The organism is Pseudomonas sp. FSL W5-0203 (assembly GCF_001896155.1).
In the GTDB taxonomy this organism is placed as follows: domain Bacteria; phylum Pseudomonadota; class Gammaproteobacteria; order Pseudomonadales; family Pseudomonadaceae; genus Aquipseudomonas; species Aquipseudomonas paracarnis.
Map to the genome: position 1 here is coordinate 36,265 of NZ_MPOR01000003.1, position 26,136 is coordinate 62,400.

Genomic DNA, 26,136 nt, shown 5'->3' on the forward strand with positions numbered 1-26,136 from the left:
TTCGATTAAAAAGTGACCTGCGATTTTCTACAGTGACGAAAAATCGAAGGATTGAAACTGATCTGCGCCAATGCCGGCAAAGCACAACAGTGCCGGCAATTGCTGGGCGAACCCCTGGTAACCATGGTCGCCACCGGCCTGGATGCGCAAGGCGCAGGCCCGGTAATACTGTTGGGCCAGGCGATAATCCAGGGTTTCGTCCCCGGTCTGCAACCACACCTGATAACGCGCGGCATCCTGGGGCGCCGGTACTTCCAGCTCGGCCAAGGCCGTGACGTGGTCCTGTGTCAACTCCCAGGTCTCATCGGTGTAGAGGTTCTTCTGGGTGCCCAGGTAACCGTCGAACATCCGATGGGGACTGACCGCCGGGTTGACCAGCAACGCCTTGAGACCATGGCGTTCGGCAAGATGGGTTGCATAGTAGCCGCCGAGTGAGCTGCCGACCAGCAGTGGCCGGCCCAGTTGCGCAATCGCTTGCTCCAATTGAAGAATTGCCTGACGAGGGTGGTGATGCAGCGCCGGTACGCGTAACTGGTCGGACAGGCCGAGGGTGCCCATCACGGTGGTCAACTGGCTGGCCTTGTTGGAAGCCGGCGCACTGTTGAAGCCGTGGATATACAGGATCGAAGCGGACATGCCGGGCTCTCCGTGCTGGGGCCAAAGAGGCGCAGTTTACAGGGAATGCAGGCAGAAGCGGACCCAATGTGGGAGCTGGCTTGCCTGCGATGGCGGCGATTGAGTCAACGAGCCAGCGCCAGGTACACCGTCATCGCAGGCAAGCCAGCTCCCACCTTTTGATCAGTGTTTGCAGGCCTTAATAGCCGTTGCTGCCGTAATCGACCGTAAAAGCGAAGCCTTTGACCCGCTCCACCCCCGTTTCCAACCGTCCGTCGCCATGCAAGCGCAACCATCGATACCCCGGCGCTTGCTCGCTGACCTGGAAATCCTCACTTCCCGGCGCAAACTGGATACAGGTGGACGGCGAAGCCAGCAGTCGCACACCGTTGCGGTTGCCGTCGATTTCCTGATGCACATGGCCCCAAAGCAATGCCTTGGTCTGCGGGAAGCGCTCAAGCACGGCAAACAGCGCCTCGGGGTTGCGCAGGCCAATCGGCTCCATCCATGCACAGCCGATGGGCACCGGATGATGGTGGAAACACACCAGGTGATGGCGGTCCGGCGCTTCGCTCAAGGCCTGCGCCAGCCGTTGCAGTTGCTCGTCTTGCAAGTAACCCGGCACCGACCCGGGTACCGCCGAATCCAGCAGGGTGATACGCCAGTTGCCAATATCCACCACCGGTTCGAGCAAATCACTGTGCATGGCAGCCTGGGCCATGACCTGCGGTTCGTCGTGGTTGCCGGGAATCCAGCGCGCCGGGGCGCCAAGGGGAGCGGTCAAATCGCGAAACTGTTGATAGGACGCCAGCGTGCCGTCCTGGGACAAGTCGCCGGTCGCCAGTATCAGGTCGATGGCCGGCTGTTGCGCACGCACCAGCTCGACCACCCGCTGCAGGCTTTCACGGGTGTTCATGCCCAGCAGCGTGGCGTCAGCGTCGGCAAACAGATGGCTGTCGGACAACTGCACCAGCAACACGGCATCAGGATTCACGGCGGATACGCTCGGCAAGGCGCTCTCCCTGGCAACTACAGGAATGGACATTTGGCGCGATTATGCTGGGGCAGGACACAAAGAGGAAACCCAAGGAAGCAGACGCAGTTCACCTCTACCGCACCACTTCAAACTCATGGCCCAAGGCCAGGCAGTGGCTGAGCCATTCACCGAGGAACACATTGAGCTGTGCTTTCTCATCGGGCTGGTGCATGAACACATTCGGGTAAGGATAGATGCTGCGAAAGCGTCGTGCGTGCTCGGCGCTGATCACTTCGGCCATACGGGCGTCGTGGTAGACCTGTACTTCCAGTTGCGGCACCGGCAACCACGGCAGGCTGTGTTCCTGGCGCACCCGCAGGGTGGTGGTGTACGGACAGGTGAGAATGACTTCCAGGGTCAGCACGCCGAGCATCTGGTCGCCATGGGTGACAGCAATGCGCCGCGCCTGGGGGGCGTGGCGCATGTCCGGGAGCAGGCGCATCAGCCGCGCATAGTTGGCCTCGCAGGCCGCTTGCAGCCCGATCAGGTCTACTCGATAACGTTCCCGTGCCTTTACTGCCATAACCCCCTCACTTCCGCGCGATTAAGCGCAAGCCATTGCAGGGCGATAATGCTGGCTGCGTTGGAAATCTTGCCATCGCGCACTGCCTGCAAGGCATCTTCGAAGGCCCAGACGGTGACGCGGATATCTTCTGCTTCTTCTTCCAATCCATGGACGCCACCCGCGCCCGAGCTGTCGCAACGGCCCAGGTACAGGTGGACAAATTCGGTACTGCCGCCCGGCGATGGGAAATACTTGGTGATCGGCCACAGCGCGGAGAATGTCAGCCCAGCTTCCTCCTCGGCCTCGCGGTGTGCAACCTCCTCGGGTTGCTCATCCTTGTCAATCAGGCCGGCGACCATCTCCACCAGCCAGGGGTTATCGGCGCGGCCCATGGCGCCGACGCGGAACTGTTCGATCAGCACCACCTCATCGCGCAGCGGGTCATAGGGCAGCACGCATACGGCGTCATGACGCACGAACACCTCGCGGTTGATCACCCGGCTCATGCCGCCGTCGAATTTTTCGTGGCGCAGTTGCAGGCGATCGAGCTTGTAGAAGCCTTTATAGGCATTGTCACGCTGAACAATCTCGATTTTGTTCGGCGTCGACTTCGCGATGTCCGTCATGGTGTCCCTCGTTAAGCTCGTGCAATGGGCGCCATCCTAACGCGCCGACGCCCGTTGATGCAGCCCCTTTGCGGTTGCCGGGAGAGGCGGCGAGCGTCAAACTCACTGCAATCAGTTTAGTGGCGAACTGGCGGCCACGTTGGCAGTCCAAGCGCTACTCTTTTCGCTTTCCATCGATTTACGAAGGACACACATGTCGCTTTTAAAAATCGCCTCCGTGGCCTGTATTGCCTTGACCCTGGGTGCTTGCCAGAGCCTGTTCCAACCTGCCTATCTCAAGCCGCTGGACGTTACTACCGACAAATCGGAGCAGATCAAGCCCGGCTGTGATAGCCCGGCCTGCCCGCTGGTGAACATCGACACCGTGCATTTCCCCACCGAGCCACAACTCGACAGCCTGGTGGAACAGCGTTTGCTGCAAATGACCCGCACCACGCCTGGCGCCAGCGTACCGGCGAGCCTGAACGCCTACCGGAACACCTTCCTGCGTGAGTCGCCTGACCGCCACGGCATGTACTTGCAAGCCAAGGTACGTGACCAGCATGACGGACTGGTGATCGTTGAAGTGTCCAGCTACCTGGACACCGGCGTCGCCCACGGCGAGCCAGGCCGCGGGTTTATCAACTATTCACGGATTCTGCATAAGGAACTGACCCTGGCCGACATGCTGCTGCCCGGCCAGGAGCAGGCGTTCTGGAATACCGCTAAAGTTGCCCACAACAGCTGGTTGATCAGCACCAAGATGGATCGCGATCCGGAGTTCGTGAAGAGCTGGCCGTTTCAGAAAACCCCGAACGTGGCCCTGACCAGCGGCGGCGTGGTGCTCAAGTACAACGTCAGCACCATCGCCCCTTACGCACAGGGGCTGATCGAAATCACCCTGCCCTATACGCGCCTCACCGGCGTGATCAAGCCTGAGCTGATGCCGGCACGCCGCTGATCGGTTGTTATTGCAGGGGAGAGTGGGTGTTTGTCGGATCGCTATCGCGGGCAAGCCCGACTCCCACAGGGGACCGGCAGTGAACACAAAATCTGAGTCCACTTAGGCCAACTGTGGGAGCCGGGCTTGCCCGCGATGACGGCGGTGCAGGCACCGCCGCCTATGGATCAGACCTTCTTGTAGAGCTGGCTACCTTCCTGCTTGAACCGCTCAGCCTGCTCGGCCAAGCCCTTGGCCACATCCACATCCACCGCATCGATGCGCTGGTTGGCCGCGTACTCACGCACTTCCTGGGTGATTTTCATCGAACAGAACTTAGGCCCGCACATCGAACAGAAATGCGCGACCTTGGCCGAATCCTTCGGCAAGGTTTCATCGTGATATGAACGTGCGGTATCCGGGTCCAGGCCGAGGTTGAACTGGTCTTCCCAGCGGAACTCGAAGCGCGCCTTGCTCAAGGCGTTATCGCGAATCTGCGCGCCGGGGTGGCCTTTGGCGAGGTCGGCCGCGTGGGCCGCGATCTTGTAGGTAATGATCCCGGTCTTCACGTCATCCTTGTTCGGCAAGCCCAGGTGCTCCTTGGGCGTGACGTAGCAGAGCATGGCACAACCGAACCAGCCGATCATTGCCGCGCCGATACCCGAAGTGATGTGATCATAGCCGGGCGCAATGTCGGTGGTCAGCGGGCCTAGGGTGTAGAACGGCGCCTCGTCGCAGCACTCCAGTTGCTTGTCCATGTTCTCCTTGATCAACTGCATCGGCACATGGCCGGGGCCTTCGATCATGGTTTGCACGTCGTGCTTCCAGGCGGTCTTGGTCAGTTCGCCCAGGGTTTCCAGTTCGCCGAATTGCGCGGCGTCGTTGGCATCGGCAATCGAACCCGGGCGCAAGCCATCGCCAAGGGAGAAGCTGACGTCATAGGCCTTCATGATTTCGCAGATTTCGTCGAAATGCGTGTAGGTGAAGTTCTCTTTGTGGTGGGCCAGGCACCACTTGGCCATGATCGAACCACCACGGGAGACGATGCCGGTCACGCGCTTGGCAGTCAGCGGCACATACCGCAGCAATACCCCAGCGTGGATGGTGAAGTAGTCGACGCCCTGCTCGGCCTGTTCGATCAAGGTGTCGCGGAACAGCTCCCAGGTCAGGTCTTCGGCGGCGCCCCCGACTTTTTCCAGGGCCTGGTAGATCGGCACGGTCCCGATTGGCACTGGCGAGTTGCGGATGATCCACTCGCGGGTTTCGTGGATGTGTTTACCGGTGGACAGGTCCATCACCGTGTCCGAGCCCCAGCGAATGCCCCAGGTGAGCTTCGCCACTTCCTCTTCGATGGACGACCCCAGGGCGCTGTTGCCAATGTTGCCGTTGATCTTCACCAGGAAGTTACGGCCGATGATCATCGGTTCCAGCTCGGTGTGGTTGATGTTGGCCGGGATGATCGCGCGGCCCCGGGCGATTTCTTCGCGTACGAATTCAGGCGTGATGATTTTCGGCACGCTGGCGCCGAAGCTGTGGCCGGCGTGCTGCTGATCCAGCAAGCCACTGGCACGGGCCTCTTCAAGCTTCATGTTTTCGCGGATGGCGACGTATTCCATCTCGGCCGTGATGATGCCTTTGCGCGCGTAATGCATTTGCGTGACGTTGGCACCGGCCTTGGCGCGGCGCGGGTTCTTTACATGGGCAAAACGCAGGGCAGTCAGTTCGGCGTCGCTCAAGCGCTGCTGGCCGAAGTGCGATGTGAGACCGGGCAGGCGCTCGGTGTCGTCGCGTACTTCGATCCACGGCGAGCGCACGTCGGCCAGGCCTTTGCGCACGTCGATAATCACATTCGGGTCGGTGTAGGGGCCTGAGGTGTCGTAGACGGTAACCGGCGCGTTGATTTCGCCGCCGAAATCGGTAGGCGTGACGTCCAGGCTGATCTCGCGCATCGGCACGCGAATATCCGGGCGGGAGCCCTGCACGTAGATTTTTTGCGAGCGGGTAAACGGCTGCACGGAGCCGGAGTCGACCTTGGCCGATTCACTCAGGTGCACGGTATTTTTTAGTTTTGTACTCATCACGGGCTCTCCAACTTATCCAGGCGGTGGATTTTTGTCGGAGCGAACCTGTGACGGACGGACGCACTGTAACCAGTGCTGTGCTTGGCGCACGAGGGCTGTTCGATTGTCGAACAACATCCCGGACGAAGCACAAGAGGACTCGCCGGGTGACGAGAAATCTTGTTCCCTACGCAGGCGCTAACCTGATCAGGTTCAACGGGATCCGGTATTTACCGATCTCAGCCTTCCAACAAGGCACCCCGACAAGAACGCGGCCAGTCTAGACCATGGCGTGGGCAAATTGCCAATAGCGGTGCATTCAGCGTGATGAATGGCGCGATCGTGGGATTGTTGTGCGCAGGTCCGGCCACTACACTCGGGCACTGCTTCAAGGCTTGACGCCAGGAATGGCCAGCCTTAGCCTTGAGCGCTAAATTATAGTCGTAATATTAAAATTAGGGATCGCCTCATGCTGCGCAAACTCTCACTGGCTGTTGCCGTGTCTTGTGCGACCAACGGACTGGTCTGGGCAGCTGAAGCGCCCTTGTCCGCCAACACCGACCTGGTCAGCGTCTATCAGGAAGCGGCGCACAACAACGCCGACCTGGCCGCTGCCCGTGCGCAGTACGGCGCGCAAAAAGAAGTGGTGCCCCAGGCCCGCGCAGGTTTGCTGCCGAATCTGTCGGCCGGTGCCGACAGCAATAACGTGCGCACCCAGATCGATCAACCGGCCGCCACGGCCAACCGTGACGCCCACTCCTGGCGCGCCACCCTGAGCCAGCCGCTGTTTCGCGCCGACCGCTGGTTCCAGCTGCAAGCCGCCCAAGCGGTCAACGAGCAAGCCTCGCTGCAACTGTCGGCCTCCGAGCAGAACCTGATTTTGCAAAGTGCCGAAAGCTACTTCGCCGTGCTGCGCGCCCAGGACAACCTGGCGTCGACCAAAGCCGAAGAAAATGCCTTCAAGCGCCAACTCGACCAGTCCAACGAACGCTTCGATGTGGGCCTGTCGGACAAGACCGATGTGCTGCAATCCCAGGCCAGCTACGACACTGCCCGAGCCAATCGCATCCTGGCCCAGCGCCAGGTGGACGACGCCTTCGAAGCGCTGATCACCCTGACCAACCGCCAGTACAACTCGATCCAGGGCATCGTCCACACGCTGCCGGTGCTGCCGCCGGCGCCGAACGACGCCAAGGCCTGGGTCGAAACCGCCGGGCGCCAGAACCTCAACCTGCTCGCCAGCAATTACGCGGTAACTGCCGCCGAAGAAACCCTTCGGCAGCGCAAGGCCGGCCACTTGCCGACCCTCGACGCGGTTGCGCAATACGAAAAAGGCGACAACGACGCCCTGGGCTTCAGCAACCCGAATCAGTTGCCTATCCCGTACGGCGGCGATGTGTCGCAACGCACCGTCGGCCTGCGCTTGAACATCCCGATCTACAGCGGCGGCCTCACCAGTTCGCAAGTGCGCGAATCCTATTCGCGCCTCGACCAGACCGAGCAGCAACGCGAGGGCCTGCGCCGCCAAGTAGTGGAAAACACCCGCAACCTGCACCGTGCAGTCAACACCGATGTGGAGCAGGTGCAAGCGCGTCGCCAGTCGATCATCTCCAACCAGAGCGCGGTGGAAGCCACGGAAATCGGCTATCAGGTGGGTACGCGCAACATCGTCGACGTGCTGGACTCACAGCGCCAGCTGTACGCGTCGGTGCGCAACTACAACAACAGCCGCTACGATTACATCCTCGACAACCTGCGCTTGAAGCAGGCGGCCGGCACGCTCAACCCGGGGGATTTGCAAGATCTGGCGCGCTATCTCAAGGCTGACTACAACCCGGACAAAGACTTCCTGCCGCCGGACCTGGCCAAAGCCGCTGCCGAACAGCTCAAGGCCCGCCCCGGCTATTAAAATGTGGGAGCTGGCTTGCCTGCGATGCAGACACCTCGGTACATCAGGTACACCGAGGTGATGCTATCGCAGGCAAGCCAGCTCCCACATTGGGTTGGTGTTGTCAGTGTTTGATCAGTCTGTCCAAGCCATCCAGTAAACGCTTTAACGCGCCCTGGTTGGCCTGCATCACCTTGAGCCCCGCCTGCGCCATCTTGCGTGCGTCCTGAGGCAACTCAAACAACTGTCGCACCGCTTCGGCCAGCCCATCGGCATCGTCCACCTCCCGCAAAGCCCCGGCGTCGCGCATCATCGCGGTGATGTCGAGGAAGTTGAAGACATGCGGGCCCATGATCACCGGTTTACCCAGCGCCGCCGGTTCCAGCGGGTTGTGCCCGCCGGTCGGCACCAGGCTGCCGCCGACGAATGCGCTGTCGGCCAGGGCGTAAAGAAACAGCAATTCGCCCATGGTGTCGCCGAGCAGCACCGAGGTGTGCTCGGTAACCGGCTCGCCGCTGGAGCGACGCACGGTGGCAAACCCTTGCTGCACGCAGCGCTCAAACGTAGGGCCAAAGCGCTCCTGATGACGGGGCACCAGAATCAGCAGTGCATTGGGATAGTTCGCCAGCAACTGGCGATGAGCGGCCAGCACCACGTCGTCTTCACCTTCGTGGGTACTGGCGGCGATCCAGACCGGACGCTCGCTGGCGCCCCATTGTTCACGCAGGGCAGCGGCGCGGGCCGTCAACTGGGGGTCGATGCTCAGGTCGAACTTGATCGAGCCGGTCACTTCCACGGTTTCAGGACGTGCACCCAGGCTGCGCAAGCGTTCGGCCTCGGTCTCGGTCTGTACGGCGAACAGGCTCATGTCTGCCAGCATCGGCGCCGTCAGCTTGGCAAATCGCGCGTACCCCTTGGCCGAGCGCGCCGACAACCGTGCATTGGCCAGCGCCACCGGGATACCGCGCTGGGCACAGGCGTGGATATGGTTGGGCCACAGCTCGGTTTCCATGATCACCGCCAGCGTAGGCTGCACGCGGTCGAGAAAACGCTTGGCGGCGCACGGTAAGTCGTACGGCAAATAGCAGTGCTGGATGCGCGGTTCGTTGGCGAACAACGCCAGGATCCGCTCGGAACCGGTGGGCGTCATGCAGGTGACGGTGATCGGCAGCTGTGGATAACGCTCCAACAAGCCGCGAACCATCGGGGCGGCGGCAATGCTTTCGCCGACCGACACCGCGTGCACCCAGATCCCGCCGGGCCGCATCATCGGCAAGCCATAGGAAAACCGCTCGCCCACCCGCTTGGCATAGGCCGGCGCTTTGCGCGCACGCAACCACAAGCGTAAAGCCACCAACGGCAGCGCCAGGTAAAACAGACAGCTGTAGAGAGTTCTATTCATGGCGGCGGAGTTTATCGGCTTTTTCAGTCGATCGCCTGCAAGCACTCGGCAAAACGTTTGGCCAAGAAGCGCGCGGCGGGCCCAAGGTGCTCGTCGCGGCGCCACACCAGTTCCACCACCAGGGCGGGCGGGGTCCATTCGCTGGCCAATTCGACCATCTGTTGCTGGTAGGTCGGGTATTGCACGATATGCCGAGGCAGCCAGGCCCAGCCCAGGCCACTCATCAGCCATTCGGCCAATACGTAGAAGCTGTCGGCGCGCCACACCAGGGGGCTGGCCGCCTCGCTGCCGGGGTAGACGCTGGTCTGGGTCGACATCAGCAACTGCCGAAACTGGGCCAGGTGTTGGCACGTCACGTACTGCTCCTTGGCCAACGCGTGATTGACTCCGCACACCGTGACCATTTCCACGCTGCCCACCACCCTTCGCTCCAGGGCTTCGGGAATCTGGTCGTGATAGAACAACAGCCCCAGGTCCGCCTTGCGCTCCACCAGCTTGCGCGCCACATCGCCCTGGGCCGCGCTGGACAACTGCACCTCCAGCAGCGGGTAGTGCACGGCCAGCGCCTCCAGGCTGTCGAGCACAGGCTGGAACAACATCGCCTCATCCTGAGCCAGGCGCAGGCAGGCTTCCTCGCCGCGGGTCAACGACAACGCCCGGCCCGTGAGGCGCTCACACTGGCGCAGCACCTCACGCGCTTCCTCCAACAACACACTGCCGGCCTCGGTCAGGCGCGGTTGCCGGCCGCTGCTACGTTCGAACAGGACAACGCCCAAGTCAGCCTCCAGCAGGGCAATGCCACTGCTGACCGCCGATTGCGCCTTGCGCTGCCCACGCGCCACGGCAGAAAACGAGCGCTGCTCGGCGACGCTGACAAACAGGCGCATCTGCTCCAGATCCCATTGCACGCTCATGGCTCAACCCATCTCAATTCCAGATAGGTAATGACTTTACCCCATCTGGCGAACCTCTAGAATGCCGACCTTATCAAATGCGCATCACCTCGAGGATTGCCCCATGAATGCCGCCTACTACTACTTGGCCATCGCCATCTGCTCGGAAGTGATCGCCACCGTTTCCATGAAAGCCATCAAAGGCTGGAGCACCCCTATTCCGTTGTTGCTGGTGATCGTCGGTTACGGCGTGGCGTTCTGGATGCTGACTCTGGTGGTGCGCACCGTGCCGGTCGGCGTGGCGTACGCGGTATGGGCCGGGATGGGCATCGTCATGGTCAGCATCGCGGCGCTGTTCATCTACGGGCAGAAGTTGGATGTGCCGGCGATGCTGGGGATGGGCCTGATTGTGCTGGGCGTGGTGGTGATTCAGCTGTTCTCGAAAACCGCCGGACACTGACCGCCACTCAACAGCCTGTATACTGCGCCTCTTGTCTTGAACACTGAGGTCGCCGATGCCATCCGTTATTTCCACCGACGTTCTGATTGTCGGCGCCGGGGTTGCCGGCCTCTGGCTCAATGCGCGCCTGCGCGGCCAGGGGTTTTCCACGGTACTGGTGGAAAGCGCCACCCTGGGCGGCGGGCAAAGCCTGAAGTCCCAGGGCATCATCCACGGCGGTGCGAAATACGCCCTGCATGGCGCCCTCACCGGCGCCTCCGAAGCCATTGCCGATATGCCGCGCCGCTGGCGTGAAGCCCTGGCCGGCAACGGCGAGCTGGACCTGTCCGGTGTGCGCGTGCTGTCCCAGGCACATTACTTGTGGTCGCCCGGGACGATTGCCGGCAACCTCACCAGCTTTTTCGCCAGCAAGGCCGTGCGTGGCCGCGTCGATCAGGTCAAGGGCGACGAACTGCCCCTGGCGCTGCAGGACCGTCGCTTCAAAGGCAAGGTCTACCGCCTGGCCGAGCTGGTGGTGGACGTGCCCAGCCTGATCAATCGCTTGGCGCAACTGGCCGGTGACAGTCTGCTCGCCGGTGTGCACATCGAACCGTTGCTGGAGGGCGACACCCTGGTGGGCTTGAAAGTCGATGGCCGTGAGATCCGCGCCCAGCGCATAGTCCTGAGCGCTGGCGGCGGCACGGCAGACTTGCTCGCCGCCCTGGGCCATAGCCAGCCGGCCATGCAAAAACGCCCGCTGCACATGATCATCGCCAAAGGCCCCGGCCTCAAGCCGCTGTACGCCCACTGCCTGGGCGGCGGCACCAAGCCGCGCCTTACCGTGACCACCCACCCGGCCGCGGATGGCAACTGGGTGTGGTACATGGGCGGTGATATCGCCGAGGCTGACGGCGTGGCGCGTACGCCGCAAGAACAGATCGCCACCGCGCAGAAAGAGCTGGCGCAACTGCTGCCCTGGATCGACATGAGCCAGACCCAGTGGGCCACCCTGCGGGTGGATCGCGCCGAGCCGCTGCAATCGGGGCTGAGCCGTCCCGATAACGCGTTCCTTGCCGAAGACGGCCGCCTGCTGGTCGGCTGGCCCACCAAACTGGCCCTGGCGCCGGACTTCGCCGACCGCGTACTGCACGCTCTGGAGCGCGACGGCATCCGCCCAGGCGCCAATACCCCGCTGCCCGAGCTGCCAGCACCGGCAATCGGCCAACCCGTCTGGGAGCACCTGTTGCCATGAGCCTGCCAACCCTGCACGACCTGCATCGCCCCCTGGGCAGCACCGGCCTGCTGGTGTCGCCCCTGGGCCTGGGCACCGTCAAGTTGGGCCGCGACCAAGGGGTGAAATACCCCAACGGCTTTCAGATCCCTGGCGACGACGAGGCCCGCATGCTGTTGCGCCAGGCCCGCGAACTGGGCATCAACCTGATCGACACCGCACCGGCCTATGGCATGAGTGAAGAGCGCCTGGGGCCGCTGCTGCGTGACCAGCGCAAGGACTGGGTCATCGTCAGCAAGGTTGGCGAAGAGTTTGCCAATGGCGTGTCCCATCACGATTTCAGCGCGGCCCATACGCGGATGTCGATCGAACGCAGTCTGAAACGACTTGAAACTGATTTTATCGACCTGGTGCTGGTGCACTCCGACGGCAACGACTTGCATATCCTCAACGATTGCGAGGTTTACCAGACTCTGGCGCAGTTGAAGAAAGACGGCAAGATTCGCGGTTTCGGCTTCTCCGGCAAAACCGTCGAGGGCGGCGTGAAAGCGCTGGAACAGGGCGACTGCGCGATGGTCACCTACAACCTCAACGAACAGGCTGAGAAGGCCGTGATCGACTATGCGGCCGCCCACGGCAAGGGCATCCTGGTGAAAAAGGCGCTGGCCAGCGGCCACGTATGCCTGGAACCGGGAATGGATCCAATTCAGGCCAGTTTCACCTTGTTGTTCGCGCAAACGGGCGTCGCCAGTGCTATTGTCGGGACCATTAATCCGCTGCACCTGGCCCATAACGTAGCAACTGCTGCCCGGGTCATTCGTCAACTCTGATGCCGCCCACGCGGCCGACCCCGTCGCAAGAAGGAGCCGACATGCCGCGTACGCTCATAAGAAAGAACCCCAGCAACTTCAAGACACTGCCGCTGCACGTCGAAGCCACCCCCGAAGGCCTGAGCTACCAGAGCGTCGGCATGCCGCTCAACTTCGCCCAGACCCTGCAACGGCGCAAGCCGGTCGAGGTACCAGATGCCGAACGCTTCGCCCTGGAACTGGCGAACCTCGGCGTCTCGGTACGCCTGACCCTGCACTGGCAAAACAAGGACTACTGGGTGCTGGTGCGCCAACGCCGCCAGGACCGTGGCGACGTGGTGCTCAAGCTGATCTCCGGCTACGTTCCGGCCCATGAACTGAACCTGCCGCTGCACACCGCCATCCAGGAAATTGCCGAAGAGTGCCTGCTCGAAACACCCGAAGGCTGGCTCGGCGGGCGCTTCAACGACACCTGGCTGCCGGCGCCCTACTCCGCCGCCCTGCATTACCGCGAAGCCCTACCGTTTCGGCTCAGCCCCTTGTCCGGCGCCGCACGCCCGGTACGCTGCGCCACCATGCAACTGATCGAGCGCCCACGGGCCTACGTGCACCTGCCGACCGCCTCGCTGCAATTGATTTATGACCTGCGCCTGGAAGTGCCGAAGGAAGCCAAGTCCCTCAGTTTGTTTCATGTGGATGAGCGCTTGGAGGGCGACCAACTGGTGGCACGCCTGGATCGTCAGCGTCCGGACCTGTACTTGATGCCGCTCAAAGACGGCGAGCCGCTTGCAGAGTTGTATACCGTCAAGAAGGATCAGCTGTACCCGGCCAGCACGCGCGGCCTGTATCTGGCGGAAAGTTTTGCCCAGCAAGAAGGCTGGCTGGTGCGCGATGAGCGCATTCGCTGGAAGGACTGGCTCAGGCAGCAGGGCCTGGCAGAGCCGGAAAAAGACTCCAAGCTCAAGCGCTTGACCGGCAAGGCGCGGCAGATGCTGCGCAAGATCGTGCCGAAGAAAAGCTAGGGGCGAGCAGGCTCGCCCCACGGGGTATCACTCGTTGTTGCGGATCTTCTCGACAATCGCGGTGGTGGAGCTGTTTTCAACCAACCCCAGCACTTTGACCGTGCCACCGTAGGCACTGACGATGTCCGCACCGACCACTTGGTCGACGCTGTAGTCACCGCCCTTGACCAGCACGTCGGGCTTGACCTGGGCCAACAGATTTTCCGGCGTGCCTTCAGAGAAGCTGATCACCCAGTCCACCGCACCCAGGCCCGCGAGTACCGCCATGCGCCGGTCAACGCTGTTGATCGGGCGGCCAGGGCCTTTCAAGCGGCTGACCGACGCGTCATCGTTGACCGCGACGATCAAACGGTCGCCTTGGGCACTCGCCTGCTCCAGGTACGTCACATGCCCGGCGTGCAGGATGTCAAAGCAACCGTTGGTGAACACAATGCTTTCGTTGTGAGCCCGGGCATCGTCAATCGCCAGCAGCAATTGCTCCAGGCCTAGCACACCGCGCTCCGAGCCTTCCGAGCGCTGAATCGCACGGCGCAACTCCGGTGCGCTGATGGCGGCGGTACCCAGCTTGCCCACCACAATGCCCGCCGCCAGGTTGGCCAGGGCCACGGCGTGGGGCAATTCTTCACCGGCAGCAATGGAGGCTGCCAGGGTAGAAATCACGGTATCACCGGCGCCGGTGACGTCGAACACTTCACGGGCACGCGCTGGCAGGTGCATCGCCGGATGGCCCGGACGCAGCAGGGTCATGCCGTGCTCGCCACGGGTCACCAGCAAGGCGCCCAAGTCGAGATCGGCCATCAGCGCCGCGCCCTTGCTCACCAGTTCGTGCTCATCAGCGCAACCGCCGACGATGGTTTCGAACTCACTGAGGTTGGGCGTGAGCAGGCTGGCGCCTCGGTAAACCGAAAAGTCCTTGCCCTTGGGATCGGCCAGCACCGGAATGTTGCGGGCCTTGGCGGCCTGGATCAACACCTGGTGATTCTGCAAGGCGCCTTTGCCGTAGTCGGACAACACCAGCACCTTGATACCTTCGAGCAGTGCCTCGACCTGGTCGCCAAGGGCCAGGGCGTCGGTGGCGAAGGGTTCTTCAAAATCGATACGCAGCAACTGCTGATGACGGCTCATGACCCGCAGCTTGACGATGGTCGGCTGATGGGCGATGCGCTGAAACACCGCACGCACGCCGGCGCCCTGCAGGCTGTTGGCCAGGCTTTCGGCCGCTTCGTCGTCGCCGGTCACCCCCACCAGGGAGGCCGGGGCGCCGAGGGCGGCAATATTGAGCGCGACGTTGGCAGCGCCACCTGGGCGGTCTTCGATTTGCTCGACCTTGACGACCGGTACCGGAGCCTCAGGGGAAATCCGTGAGGTACCACCATGCCAGTAACGGTCGAGCATGACATCGCCGACCACCAAGACAGCGGCTTGATTGAATCGCGGCATGGACAACTTCATGGAGCAACCCACATACAAAATGAACAGGGGCGCGATATTAGCACAGGGTTTGCGATGGCTTGCGACCGCCGCAGGGCAAATGTGGGAGGGGATTTGCTCTCTGTAGGAGCGAGCAAGCTCGCTCCTACATTTCATTTACCCCGTGATGCCGGGTGGATCAGGTGATATCAGCCTGCACCGGTGCATCCAGGCCCATGGCATGCAGGCGGGCGTAATAGCCGTTCTGCGCCAACAACTCGCCGTGGGTACCACGCTCGACAATCCGCCCGTCGTCCATCACCAGAATCAGGTCAGCCTTCTCGATGGTGGACAGCCGGTGTGCGATCACCAGAGTCGTGCGGCCTTGCATGACCTTATCGAGTGCCGCCTGAATATGCCGCTCGGACTCGGTGTCGAGAGCGGAGGTGGCCTCGTCGAGAATCAGCAGCGGCGCATTCTTGAGCAAGGCGCGCGCAATCGCCAGGCGCTGGCGCTGGCCGCCCGACAACAGCACACCGTTCTCACCCACCTGAGTATCGAAGCCCTTGGGCAACTGATCGATGAAGTCCTTGGCATTGGCATCCGCCGCCGCCGCTTCGACGTCGGCGCGAGGCGCACCGGCCAGGTCGCCATAGGCAATGTTGTTGGTCACGGTGTCGCTGAACAGGGTCACATGCTGGGTGACCTGGGCAATATGCTTGCGCAGGTTGAGCAGCTTGTAGTCTTCGATCTCGATGCCATCGAGCAGGATCTCACCGCTTTCATGGTGGTAGAAGCGCGGGATCAGGCTGGCCAGGGTCGACTTGCCACTGCCGGAACGCCCCACCAGCGCAATCATTTGCCCAGGCTCGGCGGTGAAGCTGATGTCCTTGAGCACATGGCGATCGGTGCCAGGGTAGGTGAAGTTCAGGTGACGCACTTCCAGACGACCGCTGACCTTGTCGCGTTCGAGAGTGCCGTGGTCGACCTCAACGTCTTCGTCCAGTTGTTCGAAGATGCTTTCGGCGCCCGCCACGCCTTTCTGGATGGTCGAGCTGACTTCCGAAAGTTGGCGGATCGGCTTGGGCAGCAAGCCCGCCAGGGTGATGTAGGCCACCATGTCACCCGCCGAGGCGTCGCCACGCAGGTACAGCACCAGGAACATCAGCACGGCCATGGCGGAGTAGATCACCAATTGCAGCGCCGGGGTGTAGATCGCCCCGGTGCGGGTCATGCGCAGTTGCTTGTTGGTGTTGCTCTGGCTGGCCTTGAAAAAGCGCTTCTGTTCGTAGACTTCGCCGCCGAAGCTGCGCACCACGCGGTAGCCCTGGATGGTCTCCGAGGCCACGTGGGTCACGTCGCCCATGGCCACCTGGATCTTCTTGCTCTGCTTGCGAAATTTCTTGCTGGCGGTACTGACCATCACGGCAATCAAAGGCAGGATCGCGATCATTACCAAGGTGAGGCGCCAGTTCATGTACAGCAAGGAAGCGAACAGGAAGATCACCGTCATGCCTTCGCGAATCACCACCTTGATGGCATCGGTCGCGGCACCCGTGACCATGGTCACGTTGAAGGTAATGCGGGAAATAAGGTGCCCGGAGTTGTGGTTATCGAAGTAACGGTTGGGCAGCGTCAGCAGGTTGTTGAACAGTTGCACCCGCAGGTCGTGGACCAAACCCAGGGAGACCTTGGCCAACAGGTAGTTGCCCAGGAATGAACCCAGGCCCTGCCAGGCCGCGATCAGGATGATCAGCAGCGGCACCGCCTGCAGCAATTGCAGATCGCGCAAAAAGGGCACGGTCGGGAACAGCACAGCTTCCGGATTGGAAAGACCGTCGACAAAGTACTTGAGGATGTAACCCAGCATCGGTTGGGTCGACGCGAAAATCAGAAATCCAAGGATACTCAACGCGAACAAGCCCATATAGGGCTTAACGTAACTGAGCAGGCGGAAGTATATTTTCAAGCTCGAAGGGCTTGCGCTCGGACTGGAGTCGGTCATATCACGCGGCGTTTTGAAAAAGGAGGCTGACTTTAGCACAGCTTCTCTGTTGTACTTGCACCCGGCGTAAGCCGCGGCCCGGTTGGATCCTACCGGCGACATTACTTAGCCACTAGCTTAAGATGGTCGGCTTTCTCTTTCTGGAATGGCTTTACTGTATGCACTCCAAGCGCCTTACCTATGGCTCAAATCGCGTTTTCGACTTCCTGGTCCTATGGATTTTGCCTGTTGGCTTGTTGCTGCTCCTGAGTGCACTGTTCTTTGTCGGCAATCGCAATGTACTGCACCGAATTGTCTACATCCTGTTCAGCGTACCGACCTTGTTTCTGTTGTGCATGCGTCCTCGGGAGTTCAAGGACCTGCTGCGCGAACCCCTGGCGATCGCGTTCCTGGCGTTCTCCGCCTGGGCGTTGACCAGTCTGCTCTGGAGCCCCGCGCCCAGTTCCGATACCGACCTGTTCAAGCGACCGCTGAATACCTTCATGCTGTTTGGTGGCTGCGGGCTGTTGCTGCATTACCGCAACGAATTGTTCAAACCGATCTTCTTCAGCGCTGCGGTGATTGCGCTGGTGGTGAGCCTGGGTAATCTGGTGGCGTTCGCCAAGGGCTATCAACCTGGCATGCGCATGATCGGTGGTCTGGGCGCCCTCGACAACCCGCTGCTCAGCTCGCACCTGTTTGGCTTTTTCACGGTGTACTGGCTATACGTCTGCATGACCACCCAGCGTCTCAACGTGTTGTGGTTCAGCGTACCGTCCCTGGCGATCATGACCGCTGCGGTGCTGGCGACCGGCTCACGCACGCCGCTGGTGGCGCTGACGCTGGCCATACTTTGGATGAGCTTTGTCAGCCGTAACCGCCGTGCGGCATTGCTACTCAGTGGGATGTTCCTAGGAGCTATCGCGCTACTACTGTTTTACCCTGAATTGATCACCGAGCGGGGCACCTCATTTCGGCTCGAGCTGTGGAGTATTTCATTGCAGCTTATCGCCGAGCACCCCTGGATCGGACATAGCTACGACTCCGAGCTGTACCTGACCCTGGCAGAAGGCTATCAACTGCGCGAACCCCACAGCTTCGCACTCGGCGTGCTCTATTACGTCGGCATCATCGGTTTCATCCCGTGGGCCTTCATGCTCGGCTGGGGCTTGTATAAAGGCCTGCAGCAACGTGCACAGCCGCTGTTCATTCTGGCATCGTCCCTGCTGGCCTATGGCATCGGCGCAGGCCTGACCGAAGGCGGCGGCATATTGTCGCGCCCCAAGGAACACTGGTTCCTGCTGTGGATTCCCCTGGCAATTATCACTGGCCTGAGCCTCGCCCAGCGCCACCGCAGCCTGCTGCGCATGAAGGTGCAGAACCTCAAGCCCGCGGCGTTTGAACAGCTGTGCAGCAACGCCCACGTGATTGAAGCCGATGGCCTGGGGCCCAAAGTCCTGCGCCTGGAGGACGGCAGTTTCCTCAAACTGTTCCGCCCACGCCGCTGGTACACCTCCGGCAGTTTCAACCCGTACTCCGAGCGCTTTGCCAGCAACAGCGAGCAACTGCGCACCCTGGGCATTCCCACGCCGCACATCCTTGGGCTCTATCGCCTCAGCGATGCCAGCAGCGCCGTGGCCTACACACCACTGCCCGGCCTGACGTTGCGCCAAGCGCTGCAAAGCCTGGACAGCAGTCTGCGCGAGTCACTGGTGGAGCGCTTTGGCCGGTTCATGGCGCAACTGCACGAGCGCGGCGTGTACTTCCGCTCGCTGCACCTGGGTAACGTGTTGTTGATGGACGACGGTGAGTTTGCCCTGATCGACGTGGCTGACCTGCGCATCTACCCGTCTTCACTGCGTCACGCCTTGCGCCAACGTAACCTGCGCCACATGCAGCGTTATCCGCAGGACCGCAGCTGGCTGTTCGAAACGCACTTCGAACAACTGCTCAAAGGTTACGCCTCGGTGGCAAGCCCAACCGCCACTGCGAAAATCCGCGAGCAGGTCCAAAGCCTGTAAACACCTGTAGGAGCGAGCTTGCTCGCTCCTACAGGGTGCGGTGCCTGTTCAGCTCTTCTTGAGCGGCGCCAGATACAACCGCACCAGCCCCCGCAAGGTCTTGCGCCCCCAGAACTTCATAGGGATCTGCTTGAGAATCTCCCGCGCCAACGGGCGGTCGCGGTCGGCGGTCTTGAGGAACATCGAGTTCAGGAAGTTGTAGCGAACCGCGTCATAGGCCGGGTGCTCGCTGAACTTCGCGTAGGTCTTGAGGATGTTCTGGATCATGTAGCGGTGGTTCTTGTACGTGTTGTTAGCGTGCTGGCGATACTTGGCCATCACCACGTCAAGGGCGTCGATGGTATAGCCCGCCGCCGTGATCTTCAGTTGGATCAGCAAGTCTTCCAGGGGAATCTGTGGGTCGAAACCACCGACCTCCTCCAGCACTTCGCGACGTATCAGCATGGTCGGCGCCGGTGGAAACGGTTTGCGGTCCAGGAACAGGTCGTCGAAATCCAGACAGCGAAACGGCACGTCGCGACGCTGTTTCTTCTCCGGGTGCAGGTTGCCATCCCCGTCGATCAGCTCGATATTGCCAGCACACATGCCCACCTTCGGCTTGCCGTCCATATACGCCACCTGGGTGGCAATACGGTCCGGCAACATGATGTCATCCGAGCCGAACGGTGCGATCAGGCTGCCCTTGGCGCGAGCAATCGCACCGTTCAAGGTGGCGCTGAGCCCTTGATTCTGCTGCACCTGGAAATCAAAGCCGTGCTCGGCCTGCAAGCGCTGGATGCGTTCGACGCTGTCATCCTTGGAGCCGTCGTCGACCACCAACAGCTCGATATTGGGGTAGGTCTGCCCCAGCACACTAAGAATACTTTGCTCGATGTACTGGCCATGGTTGTAGGAAGCGATGATCACCGAGACCAGGGGTTGTGGCTGATTCATGCTCTACCTACTTCACGCAAACCGGTTTCAATCAGGGTCAGGTACTTGTGCTTGAACTCGTCGAGGGTGTGGTTGGCCTCCAGATAGCGGAACACCTCCTCCCCCTTGGCGCGCAATTGTTCATCGCTCAAGGCCAGGTAAGTATCCAGGGCCGCAGCCAGTTGTTCGACATTGCCCGGGTCGTGGGACAAGCCGCCCGCGCCCTGCACCAGCGGCAGCATCGCCGGGCCGTTGGAGGCAATCACCGGCAGATGGCCGCTCATGCCTTCCAGCAAGGCCAGGCCCAGACCTTCGAACAGCGACGGCATGGTCCAGATATCGAAGCCACGCACGTACTTCATGCCGTCTTCGCGAAAACCCAGCAAGTGCGCACGGCCGGTCAGGCCCAGGCGCTCGATGTCGGCGCGCAGGTCGGCTTCGGCACGGCCGGAACCAATGATGCCCACCTGCGCCTCAGGGTATTTGTCCTTGAGCGTGGCGAAGGCTTGCAGCAGATGGGTATGACCCTTGATCGGCACGAGGCGGCCCAGGGCACCAATCATCCGTGCATCCATGGGCAGGCCCAAGGCCTTGCGTGCGTCTTCACGGGACAGCTGCAAAGCCTCTGCCTGGGGAATGTCGATCGCGTTGGTGACGTAGGTGGTGTTCTCACGGGTGAAGCCGCAGTTGAGGTCTACCAGGTAGTCCTTGACCGCTTCGGACACACCGACAAAGCGCCACGCCGGGCTGACCCAGCGCTGGGTCTGACGTCGACGGTAACCACGGGCGTACTCGCCAAAGCCGTGGGAGATGCCGATGCACAGCGGGATCTTCAACCAGCGGTTGAGCGACAGCATCATGTTCACCGACTTGAACCGGTTACAGATGACCACGTCGAACTTCTGCTCACGGCAGTATTTGTAGATCTGCCACATGGCGCCAAAGCGAATACCCTTGAGAGACTTCTCCGGCAGCTCGAAATAGTGGGAGTGCTCGGCCACGCTCAGGGGCTGGCCGGGCAGCGGGCGCCCACTGAGAAATCCGGAGGTCACCTCGAAACGCTCAGCCGGCAGGGATTTGACGATTTGCTCACCCAAGTCCGCGAAGTCATGGGTCTTGACGTTGTAGTCCGGCTGTAACTGCAAAACCTTGAAACGAGGCTTCATAACTCTCCATGCAGCGATCTGGCTACGGGCACGCAGCCCGGTAAAAAGGGCGGCAGGCGCATAACGGCCCGCCTTCAATCGGCTCTCAGTCCTGCTTCAGGACCCACAACAGCTCGTGGCGGCGCACGGCCTTGCGAAAGAATTCGTTCTCGCCATAGGGCGATGGACTACGGCCCGCCAGCAGTTGCTGCAACCACCTACGCACTCGACGCTTGAACGGCGCTGGCGGCTGCAGGTCGTGCATCATGCCCAGGGCCATGGCCTTGTCCTGCTGCTGGCTCAAGGCGAGGGCGAAACTGCACGGCACCAGCTCCACAGCGCCATCGAAACGCGGCGGCAATGCTACGCCAGCGCCGGAATCGCCCATGGGCCAACGGTCGTTATCATGCAGGTGATTGGCGTAGCCGAGCAATGTGTCGGGCTGCCACGCCAGGCCCTGCAAGCCTTCCAGCACTGCCGCATGGGCGCAGATATGGTCGGCGTGGGGGTCCAGCAACGGCGTGGGCAACACGATGACCTGGGGCCGCGCCTTGAGCAGCAGCGCCCGCAGATCGGCGATCAGGTTGTGCCAAGTCGGCGCGCCATCAGCATCGCCAGGCAGGGCAAAACCATTGAACTGGCGAAACAGCCGCGTATCGGCCAAATCGGCTTCGCGCGAGGCTTGAGGCTGATCCGGCGCGACCTGCATGGCTTGCAACTGCATGCAAAAGTAGCCCAATTGCACGCACTGCGCCTCGGGCACGCCCGCCCAGCGGGGCACGGCGACGCTGTCCCAGGCGCGCAAACGGCCCTTGAGGCGCGCAGCTTCAGCCTTGGGCAGGCCCATGTGCTGATAATGCTCGGCTTCGATTTCACCGGCGGTCAGCGTGACGATCCAGCTTTCAGTCGCCTGGCTGTAAAGGCTGAACGCAGCCAGCTCGGCATCGTCGGCATGGGGCGCGATCACCATCACACGTTGCTGGCGATAGTCGGGCTGGCGAAAGCGCCACAGCGTCGGCTGCCCCTTGATCCGGCAAAAACGCCCGCGCAAGTGGAGCTTGCCCGCCGCCAAGTCTTCGGCGGCGCCGGTCAGGTTCAGATAACGCCGCCCAGCGACGCCGCGTTCGAAGGTTTGCCGGTCCGGGCTTGCCAGGCCCGACAGGTCTACCGCAGGGTCGAAGAAACGCCCCAGCCAGGTACTTTTCAACTCAATGCCGACGATCAGGGTTTCATCCGCCGCCAACGGCGTATCCAGCAACAGTCGGCCCGCCTCCAGGCGCAAGCCGGGTTGTTCGCTGCCGGCCGGGAACGCGTACTCATAGCTGTCTTGGGGCGAGTAAAACAGGTGATCGGCAAACCAGGCCTCATGGGCGGCCCACAACAGCACCGCAAGGATCAGCGGCAACCACCAGGCAACCAGTACGCCGGTCGCGACCAACACCAGCACGCCGATCAGCAGCGCAATACGTTTGTTACGCCGATGGCGCTTGAGCAGTTGCTGTTTGCGGCTCATACGCTGAACACCGGCACCGGGTTGCACCAGCGCTCCTTGTATTCACGGTCGGAACGCCCGAAGGAGAAGCGCAGTGACTTGTTCGCCGCCCGCGCCTGTTCCCAGGCACTTTGGGTATTGAGGAAACTCAGCACACTGCCAGGGCTGAATGCACGGGTTTCAGGGTCGACGCCGCCGTTGACATACTCGGCGCTGAACCACTCGTTGGACTGCACCTGATACACCAATTGCACTGCAATCGGCGCGTCGTTCAGAAACAGCACCGAGCCGAACAGGAATTCCTTGAGCAACTCCAGCACCTCGGCCAGACGCGCCGCGCCCGCCGCCGGGAAGCCCCAACGACGCTGGAACAGGTCGCAATAAATCGCCGCCAGTTCTACGCTGGAAAACTCACTGACCGCCCGTACCACGCCGCCCGCCTCTTCCAACAGGCGCAGTTCACGCCGCTGGTTATAGCGAAACTTCTTCGACAGGTCTTCGGGCGTACGCGCCATGGCCAATTGCTCGGCCTGAGGCTTGAGGGTGCTCACGCGCCCCTCGTTCAGCGCCGAGAGGTAGCGCGCACGGTGCCGTAACGGTACCTGCGCATCGGCGGCAATCGGCAGGATGATCTCGGCGTTGCCCAGGTCAAACAGGCCTTTCTTGCCGCTGCGCTTGAGCACGTCCTTGGACAGCGCCAGGTCGCGCCCCCAGGTGGCGATCGCCCCCTTGAACTCACCCCCTTGCTCCCAGCCCAGGTAGCGCACGGGTATCTGCGCCAGGCCGGCCAGCCGCTCGATCACCTGGGGATGGGTCGCCACGCTGCCGCCGTAACGCTGCCAGGCCTGGGCGTAAACCTCGGCCTCGACAGGCGCCCAGCCACGTTCACGCCAGCCCTGGAAGCGGTTCAGCATTTAAACCACGGCGTCATAAGGGTCCACGCCGTCCTTGACCACCAGGATGTCTTCCATGATCAGGTACTGCAGGTCCGAGCCGAAGAACATGTTCAGCGCGTCGGTCGGCGAGCAGATCATCGCTTCGCCACGACGGTTGAGCGAGGTGTTCAGGGATACGCCGTTACCGGTCAGCACTTCCAGCTCTTTCATCATGTCGTAGTAGCGCGGGTTGTATTCGCGCTTGAGCACCTGGGCACGGGAAGTACCATCTTCGTGCACCACTTCCGGTACACGGGTCTTCCACTCTTCGGCGACTTCAAAGGTGAAGGTCATGAACGGCGCCGGGTGATCGACCTTGATCATCTGTGGGGCCACGGTGTCGAGCATCGACGGGCAGAAAGGCCTCCAGCGCTCGCGGAACTTGATCTGGTGGTTGATGCGATCCGCCACGCCGGTTGCACTTGGGCAACCGATGATCGAACGACCGCCCAACGCACGCGGGCCAAACTCCATGCGGCCCTGGAACCAGGCTACCGGATTGCCGTCGACCATGATCTTGGCAATGCGCTTAGGCATGTTCTCGATCTTGCGCCAGTTCGGCTTGCTCTCGTGCTTGGCGCACGCGGCAATCACGTCTTCGTTGCTGTAGGACGGGCCGAGGTAGACGTGTTCCATCTTCTCGACCGGTACACCACGAGCATGGGACACGTAGGCCGCCGCACCGACGGCGGTGCCGGCATCACCGGAAGCCGGCTGTACGAACAGCTCTTTGACGTCGTCACGGGCAATGATTTTCTGGTTCAGCTTGACGTTCAGCGCACAGCCGCCGGCGAAGGCGAGCTTGCCGGTGTCCTTGAGGATGTCGCCCAGGTAGTGGTCGATCATCTGCAAAGCCAGTTTCTCGAACAGCGCCTGCATGCTGGCCGCGTAGTGGATGTACGGCTCGTCGGCGATGTCGCCTTCGCGTTTCGGCCCCAGCCACTCGATCAGTTTTGGCGAGAAGTAGAACCCCTTGCCCTTCTCTTTGTAGCGGCGCAGGCCGATGACATTGGCGTAGTCGGTGTTGATCACCAGCTCGCCGTTTTCAAAGGAGGCCAGGCGCGAGAAATCGTACTTGCTGGCATCGCCGTACGGCGCCATGCCCATGACCTTGAACTCACCGTCGAGCATCTCGAAACCGAGGAACTCGGTGATTGCGCCGTACAGGCCGCCGAGGGAGTCCGGATCGTAGAATTCCTTGATCTTGTGGATCTTGCCGTTTTCGCCGTAGCCGAAGAAGGTGGTGGCGTACTCGCCCTTGCCATCGATGCCCAGGATCGCGGTTTTTTCCTGGAAGCCCGAGCAGTGGTAGGCGCTGGAGGCGTGAGCCAGGTGGTGTTCAACCGGTTCGATCTTGATTTTCTTAGGATCGAAGCCCAGTTGCTCCAGGCACCAGACGATCTTGTTGCGATAGCGTTTGTAACGACGGTTGCCCATCAGGATCGCGTCGAGGGCGCGGTCCGGGGCGTACCAGTAACGCTTGGCGTAGTGCCAGCGCGCCTCGCCGAACAGGCTGATCGGGGCGAACGGGATCGCCACCACGTCAACGTCCGAAGGCTTGATGCCAGCCTGCTCAAGACAGAACTTCGCCGACTCGTAGGGCATGCGGTTCTTTGCATGTTTGTCGCGTACGAAGCGCTCTTCTTCGGCGGCCGCAATCAGCTTGCCGTCGATATACAGGGCTGCGGAAGGATCATGGCTAAGGGCGCCGGACAGGCCAAGAATCGTCAATGCCACTGGGGTCTAGCCTCTTTTAGTCTGCATGCAGGCGCATCGCGCCTGAAAAAAGTGTGCCTCTCGCCTGGGCGAGAAACAGCTAAAGGGCGGGATTATAGCTTAAAAGCAGAGGGAAGCTGTTAGCGGCAAGCGCCGAGAGGGGCTAGCGGAAGATCTCGATGCTGCCGTCCTTGTTCTGGCGGTAGATCGTGTAAGGCAGCATCAGGGTGTCCATGACACCAGAGGCGACAAATTCAATCGCGATGATCGGGAAAGCATTGCCTTGGCGATCCAGCAGGCTTTGGTCCTTCAGGCTTTTGTCCGGTGCGGGCTCGCCATTGAGGGTACAAAAGCCGTAGATCACCCCACTGTAGATACGCGGCACGTTTTCGCAGTGACTGCGCGACTCCTTGAGATTCTGGCTGGCCACGGCATCCGGACGCAAGACGGTATTGATCGTTCCGCAACCGGAGGCCATTAACAAGGTTGAAACCAGCAGTACTTTGAAACCACGACTCACGGACTACTCCTTTCGCCGAGTAAATGGGCTGGGCAGGTGCTTTTATACCCATAGGCTTATGAACGGCCTGGACGCCAATAGATGCTGATATTACCGTCGGCCGATTGTCGATAAATCGTATAGGGCAAAACCACCGTATCGGCAACCGCGGACACCGCAATATCTACGAGCACGAAGGGTATGAGGAACCCGGTGGGGTCCGGGGCCGCGTGCAGCATGCAGAAATCAAACGCCACGCCGCTGTAAGCGCGGGGAATGGATTGGCAATAGGTTTTTACGAGCCTGAGCTCACGCGCCGTGTCGCCCTCTTTGCGCATGACGCTATTAACGGTTCCACAACCGCTTAATAACAGCGCAACGACACTTATACCCAGTGCAGCCATTCTTTTTCTTTTCATATCCGAGCCTCGCAAACGGTCAGCCACGCTAGCACCGAGAGATTGGCTCATTCATCCGAGAAGCACCGCCACATTGCGTGGGAAAAATCCGAAATGGTAAAACTTACCTGACTGTTTACACTTGCGCACTTTTTGCGCGCCTTCACTATGCGTGCCCG

At 61.3% G+C, this 26,136-nt stretch carries 23 protein-coding genes and 1 riboswitch; of the genes, 7 read left to right on the forward strand and 16 right to left on the reverse strand.

Annotated features, from left to right (window positions below):
• Nucleotides 1-27 precede the first annotated feature (27 nt).
• The 4 genes from BOP96_RS03980 to BOP96_RS03995 all read right to left on the reverse strand — a co-directional run bounded on the left by BOP96_RS03980 (nt 28) and on the right by BOP96_RS03995 (nt 2,782).
• Nucleotides 28-636: a YqiA/YcfP family alpha/beta fold hydrolase gene (locus tag BOP96_RS03980; RefSeq protein WP_014716651.1), complete on the reverse strand. Its 609-nt coding sequence runs from the start codon at nt 634-636 to the stop codon at nt 28-30.
• Between the two features lie 178 nt (nt 637-814).
• Nucleotides 815-1,627: a 3',5'-cyclic-AMP phosphodiesterase gene (cpdA, locus tag BOP96_RS03985; RefSeq protein ID WP_020301638.1), complete on the reverse strand. Its 813-nt coding sequence runs from the start codon at nt 1,625-1,627 to the stop codon at nt 815-817.
• Nucleotides 1,628-1,724: 97 nt separating this feature from the next.
• Entirely contained in the window at nt 1,725-2,174 is a 450-nt protein-coding gene (locus tag BOP96_RS03990; protein ID WP_003188022.1) for a DUF1249 domain-containing protein, read from the reverse strand.
• Nucleotides 2,165-2,782, reverse strand: coding sequence for an NUDIX domain-containing protein (locus BOP96_RS03995; RefSeq protein WP_073451895.1), 618 nt, complete (start codon nt 2,780-2,782; stop codon nt 2,165-2,167). Before BOP96_RS03995 ends, BOP96_RS03990 begins: the two co-directional genes overlap by 10 nt.
• Nucleotides 2,783-2,975: 193 nt before the next feature.
• Here BOP96_RS03995 and BOP96_RS04000 point away from each other — a divergent pair, with 193 nt between their 5' ends.
• The gene (locus tag BOP96_RS04000; protein ID WP_014716648.1) at nt 2,976-3,722 is read left to right on the forward strand and encodes an RsiV family protein; all 747 of its coding nucleotides are present in this window, start codon (nt 2,976-2,978) and stop codon (nt 3,720-3,722) included.
• 167 nt (nt 3,723-3,889) lie between these two features.
• On the opposite strand, the gene thiC is transcribed toward BOP96_RS04000, so the two are convergent.
• Complete coding sequence (gene thiC, locus BOP96_RS04005) at nt 3,890-5,779, reverse strand: phosphomethylpyrimidine synthase ThiC (RefSeq protein ID WP_014716647.1); 1,890 nt, start codon at nt 5,777-5,779, stop codon at nt 3,890-3,892.
• Between the two features lie 149 nt (nt 5,780-5,928).
• Nucleotides 5,929-6,034, reverse strand: a riboswitch (TPP riboswitch).
• A gap of 196 nt (nt 6,035-6,230) precedes the next feature.
• Between thiC and BOP96_RS04010 the strand changes: the two genes are divergently transcribed.
• Entirely contained in the window at nt 6,231-7,670 is a 1,440-nt protein-coding gene (locus tag BOP96_RS04010; RefSeq protein WP_014716646.1) for a TolC family outer membrane protein, read from the forward strand.
• Between the two features lie 103 nt (nt 7,671-7,773).
• Here the strand turns inward: BOP96_RS04010 and waaA are convergent, their stop codons facing one another.
• Complete coding sequence (gene waaA / locus BOP96_RS04020) at nt 7,774-9,051, reverse strand: lipid IV(A) 3-deoxy-D-manno-octulosonic acid transferase (RefSeq protein ID WP_073451897.1); 1,278 nt, start codon at nt 9,049-9,051, stop codon at nt 7,774-7,776.
• A 23-nt stretch (nt 9,052-9,074) separates the two neighbouring features.
• Complete coding sequence (locus BOP96_RS04025) at nt 9,075-9,965, reverse strand: LysR family transcriptional regulator (protein WP_073451899.1); 891 nt, start codon at nt 9,963-9,965, stop codon at nt 9,075-9,077.
• Nucleotides 9,966-10,068: 103 nt separating this feature from the next.
• Here BOP96_RS04025 and BOP96_RS04030 point away from each other — a divergent pair, with 103 nt between their 5' ends.
• The 4 genes from BOP96_RS04030 to BOP96_RS04045 are packed head-to-tail and all read left to right on the forward strand — an operon-like array spanning nt 10,069 to nt 13,445.
• Nucleotides 10,069-10,404, forward strand: coding sequence for a DMT family transporter (locus BOP96_RS04030; RefSeq protein ID WP_003188013.1), 336 nt, complete (start codon nt 10,069-10,071; stop codon nt 10,402-10,404).
• Nucleotides 10,405-10,459: 55 nt separating this feature from the next.
• Nucleotides 10,460-11,635: an NAD(P)/FAD-dependent oxidoreductase gene (locus BOP96_RS04035; protein WP_073451901.1), complete on the forward strand. Its 1,176-nt coding sequence runs from the start codon at nt 10,460-10,462 to the stop codon at nt 11,633-11,635.
• Nucleotides 11,632-12,444 (forward strand): aldo/keto reductase, encoded by an 813-nt coding sequence (locus tag BOP96_RS04040; RefSeq protein ID WP_014716642.1) that lies wholly within the window; start codon nt 11,632-11,634, stop codon nt 12,442-12,444. Before BOP96_RS04035 ends, BOP96_RS04040 begins: the two co-directional genes overlap by 4 nt.
• A 41-nt stretch (nt 12,445-12,485) precedes the next feature.
• On the forward strand, nt 12,486-13,445 hold the full coding sequence (locus tag BOP96_RS04045) for a hypothetical protein (RefSeq protein ID WP_003188010.1): 960 nt from the start codon (nt 12,486-12,488) through the stop codon (nt 13,443-13,445).
• 27 nt (nt 13,446-13,472) lie between these two features.
• Here BOP96_RS04045 and hldE read toward each other — a convergent pair whose 3' ends face one another.
• Both hldE and msbA read right to left on the reverse strand, forming a co-directional pair.
• A complete protein-coding gene (gene hldE, locus BOP96_RS04050) occupies nt 13,473-14,897 on the reverse strand; it encodes a bifunctional D-glycero-beta-D-manno-heptose-7-phosphate kinase/D-glycero-beta-D-manno-heptose 1-phosphate adenylyltransferase HldE (protein ID WP_073451903.1) in 1,425 nt (474 codons plus the stop codon).
• Between the two features lie 157 nt (nt 14,898-15,054).
• The gene (gene msbA / locus BOP96_RS04055) at nt 15,055-16,860 is read right to left on the reverse strand and encodes a lipid A export permease/ATP-binding protein MsbA (protein ID WP_014716640.1); all 1,806 of its coding nucleotides are present in this window, start codon (nt 16,858-16,860) and stop codon (nt 15,055-15,057) included.
• 158 nt (nt 16,861-17,018) lie between these two features.
• Here msbA and BOP96_RS04060 point away from each other — a divergent pair, with 158 nt between their 5' ends.
• Nucleotides 17,019-18,860 carry a bifunctional O-antigen ligase/aminoglycoside phosphotransferase family protein gene (locus tag BOP96_RS04060; protein WP_014716639.1) on the forward strand — a complete coding sequence of 614 codons (1,842 nt, stop codon included), beginning with the start codon at nt 17,019-17,021 and terminating at the stop codon, nt 18,858-18,860.
• A 48-nt stretch (nt 18,861-18,908) separates the two neighbouring features.
• On the opposite strand, the gene BOP96_RS04065 is transcribed toward BOP96_RS04060, so the two are convergent.
• From BOP96_RS04065 to BOP96_RS04095, 7 genes are all read right to left on the reverse strand, one after another.
• The gene (locus BOP96_RS04065; protein ID WP_019818309.1) at nt 18,909-19,793 is read right to left on the reverse strand and encodes a glycosyltransferase; all 885 of its coding nucleotides are present in this window, start codon (nt 19,791-19,793) and stop codon (nt 18,909-18,911) included.
• The gene (locus BOP96_RS04070) at nt 19,790-20,938 is read right to left on the reverse strand and encodes a glycosyltransferase family 4 protein (RefSeq protein WP_014716637.1); all 1,149 of its coding nucleotides are present in this window, start codon (nt 20,936-20,938) and stop codon (nt 19,790-19,792) included. The genes BOP96_RS04065 and BOP96_RS04070 overlap by 4 nt, the downstream gene beginning before the upstream one ends.
• A gap of 85 nt (nt 20,939-21,023) precedes the next feature.
• Nucleotides 21,024-22,430, reverse strand: coding sequence for a PIG-L family deacetylase (locus BOP96_RS04075; RefSeq protein ID WP_073451905.1), 1,407 nt, complete (start codon nt 22,428-22,430; stop codon nt 21,024-21,026).
• Nucleotides 22,427-23,323 (reverse strand): GNAT family N-acetyltransferase, encoded by an 897-nt coding sequence (locus tag BOP96_RS04080; RefSeq protein WP_014716635.1) that lies wholly within the window; start codon nt 23,321-23,323, stop codon nt 22,427-22,429. The genes BOP96_RS04075 and BOP96_RS04080 overlap by 4 nt, the downstream gene beginning before the upstream one ends.
• The gene (locus BOP96_RS04085; protein WP_014716634.1) at nt 23,324-25,081 is read right to left on the reverse strand and encodes a carbamoyltransferase family protein; all 1,758 of its coding nucleotides are present in this window, start codon (nt 25,079-25,081) and stop codon (nt 23,324-23,326) included.
• 142 nt (nt 25,082-25,223) lie between these two features.
• Entirely contained in the window at nt 25,224-25,580 is a 357-nt protein-coding gene (locus BOP96_RS04090) for a YceK/YidQ family lipoprotein (RefSeq protein WP_014716633.1), read from the reverse strand.
• Between the two features lie 56 nt (nt 25,581-25,636).
• Nucleotides 25,637-25,963: a YceK/YidQ family lipoprotein gene (locus BOP96_RS04095; protein ID WP_019818311.1), complete on the reverse strand. Its 327-nt coding sequence runs from the start codon at nt 25,961-25,963 to the stop codon at nt 25,637-25,639.
• Between the last annotated feature and the right edge of the window lie 173 nt (nt 25,964-26,136).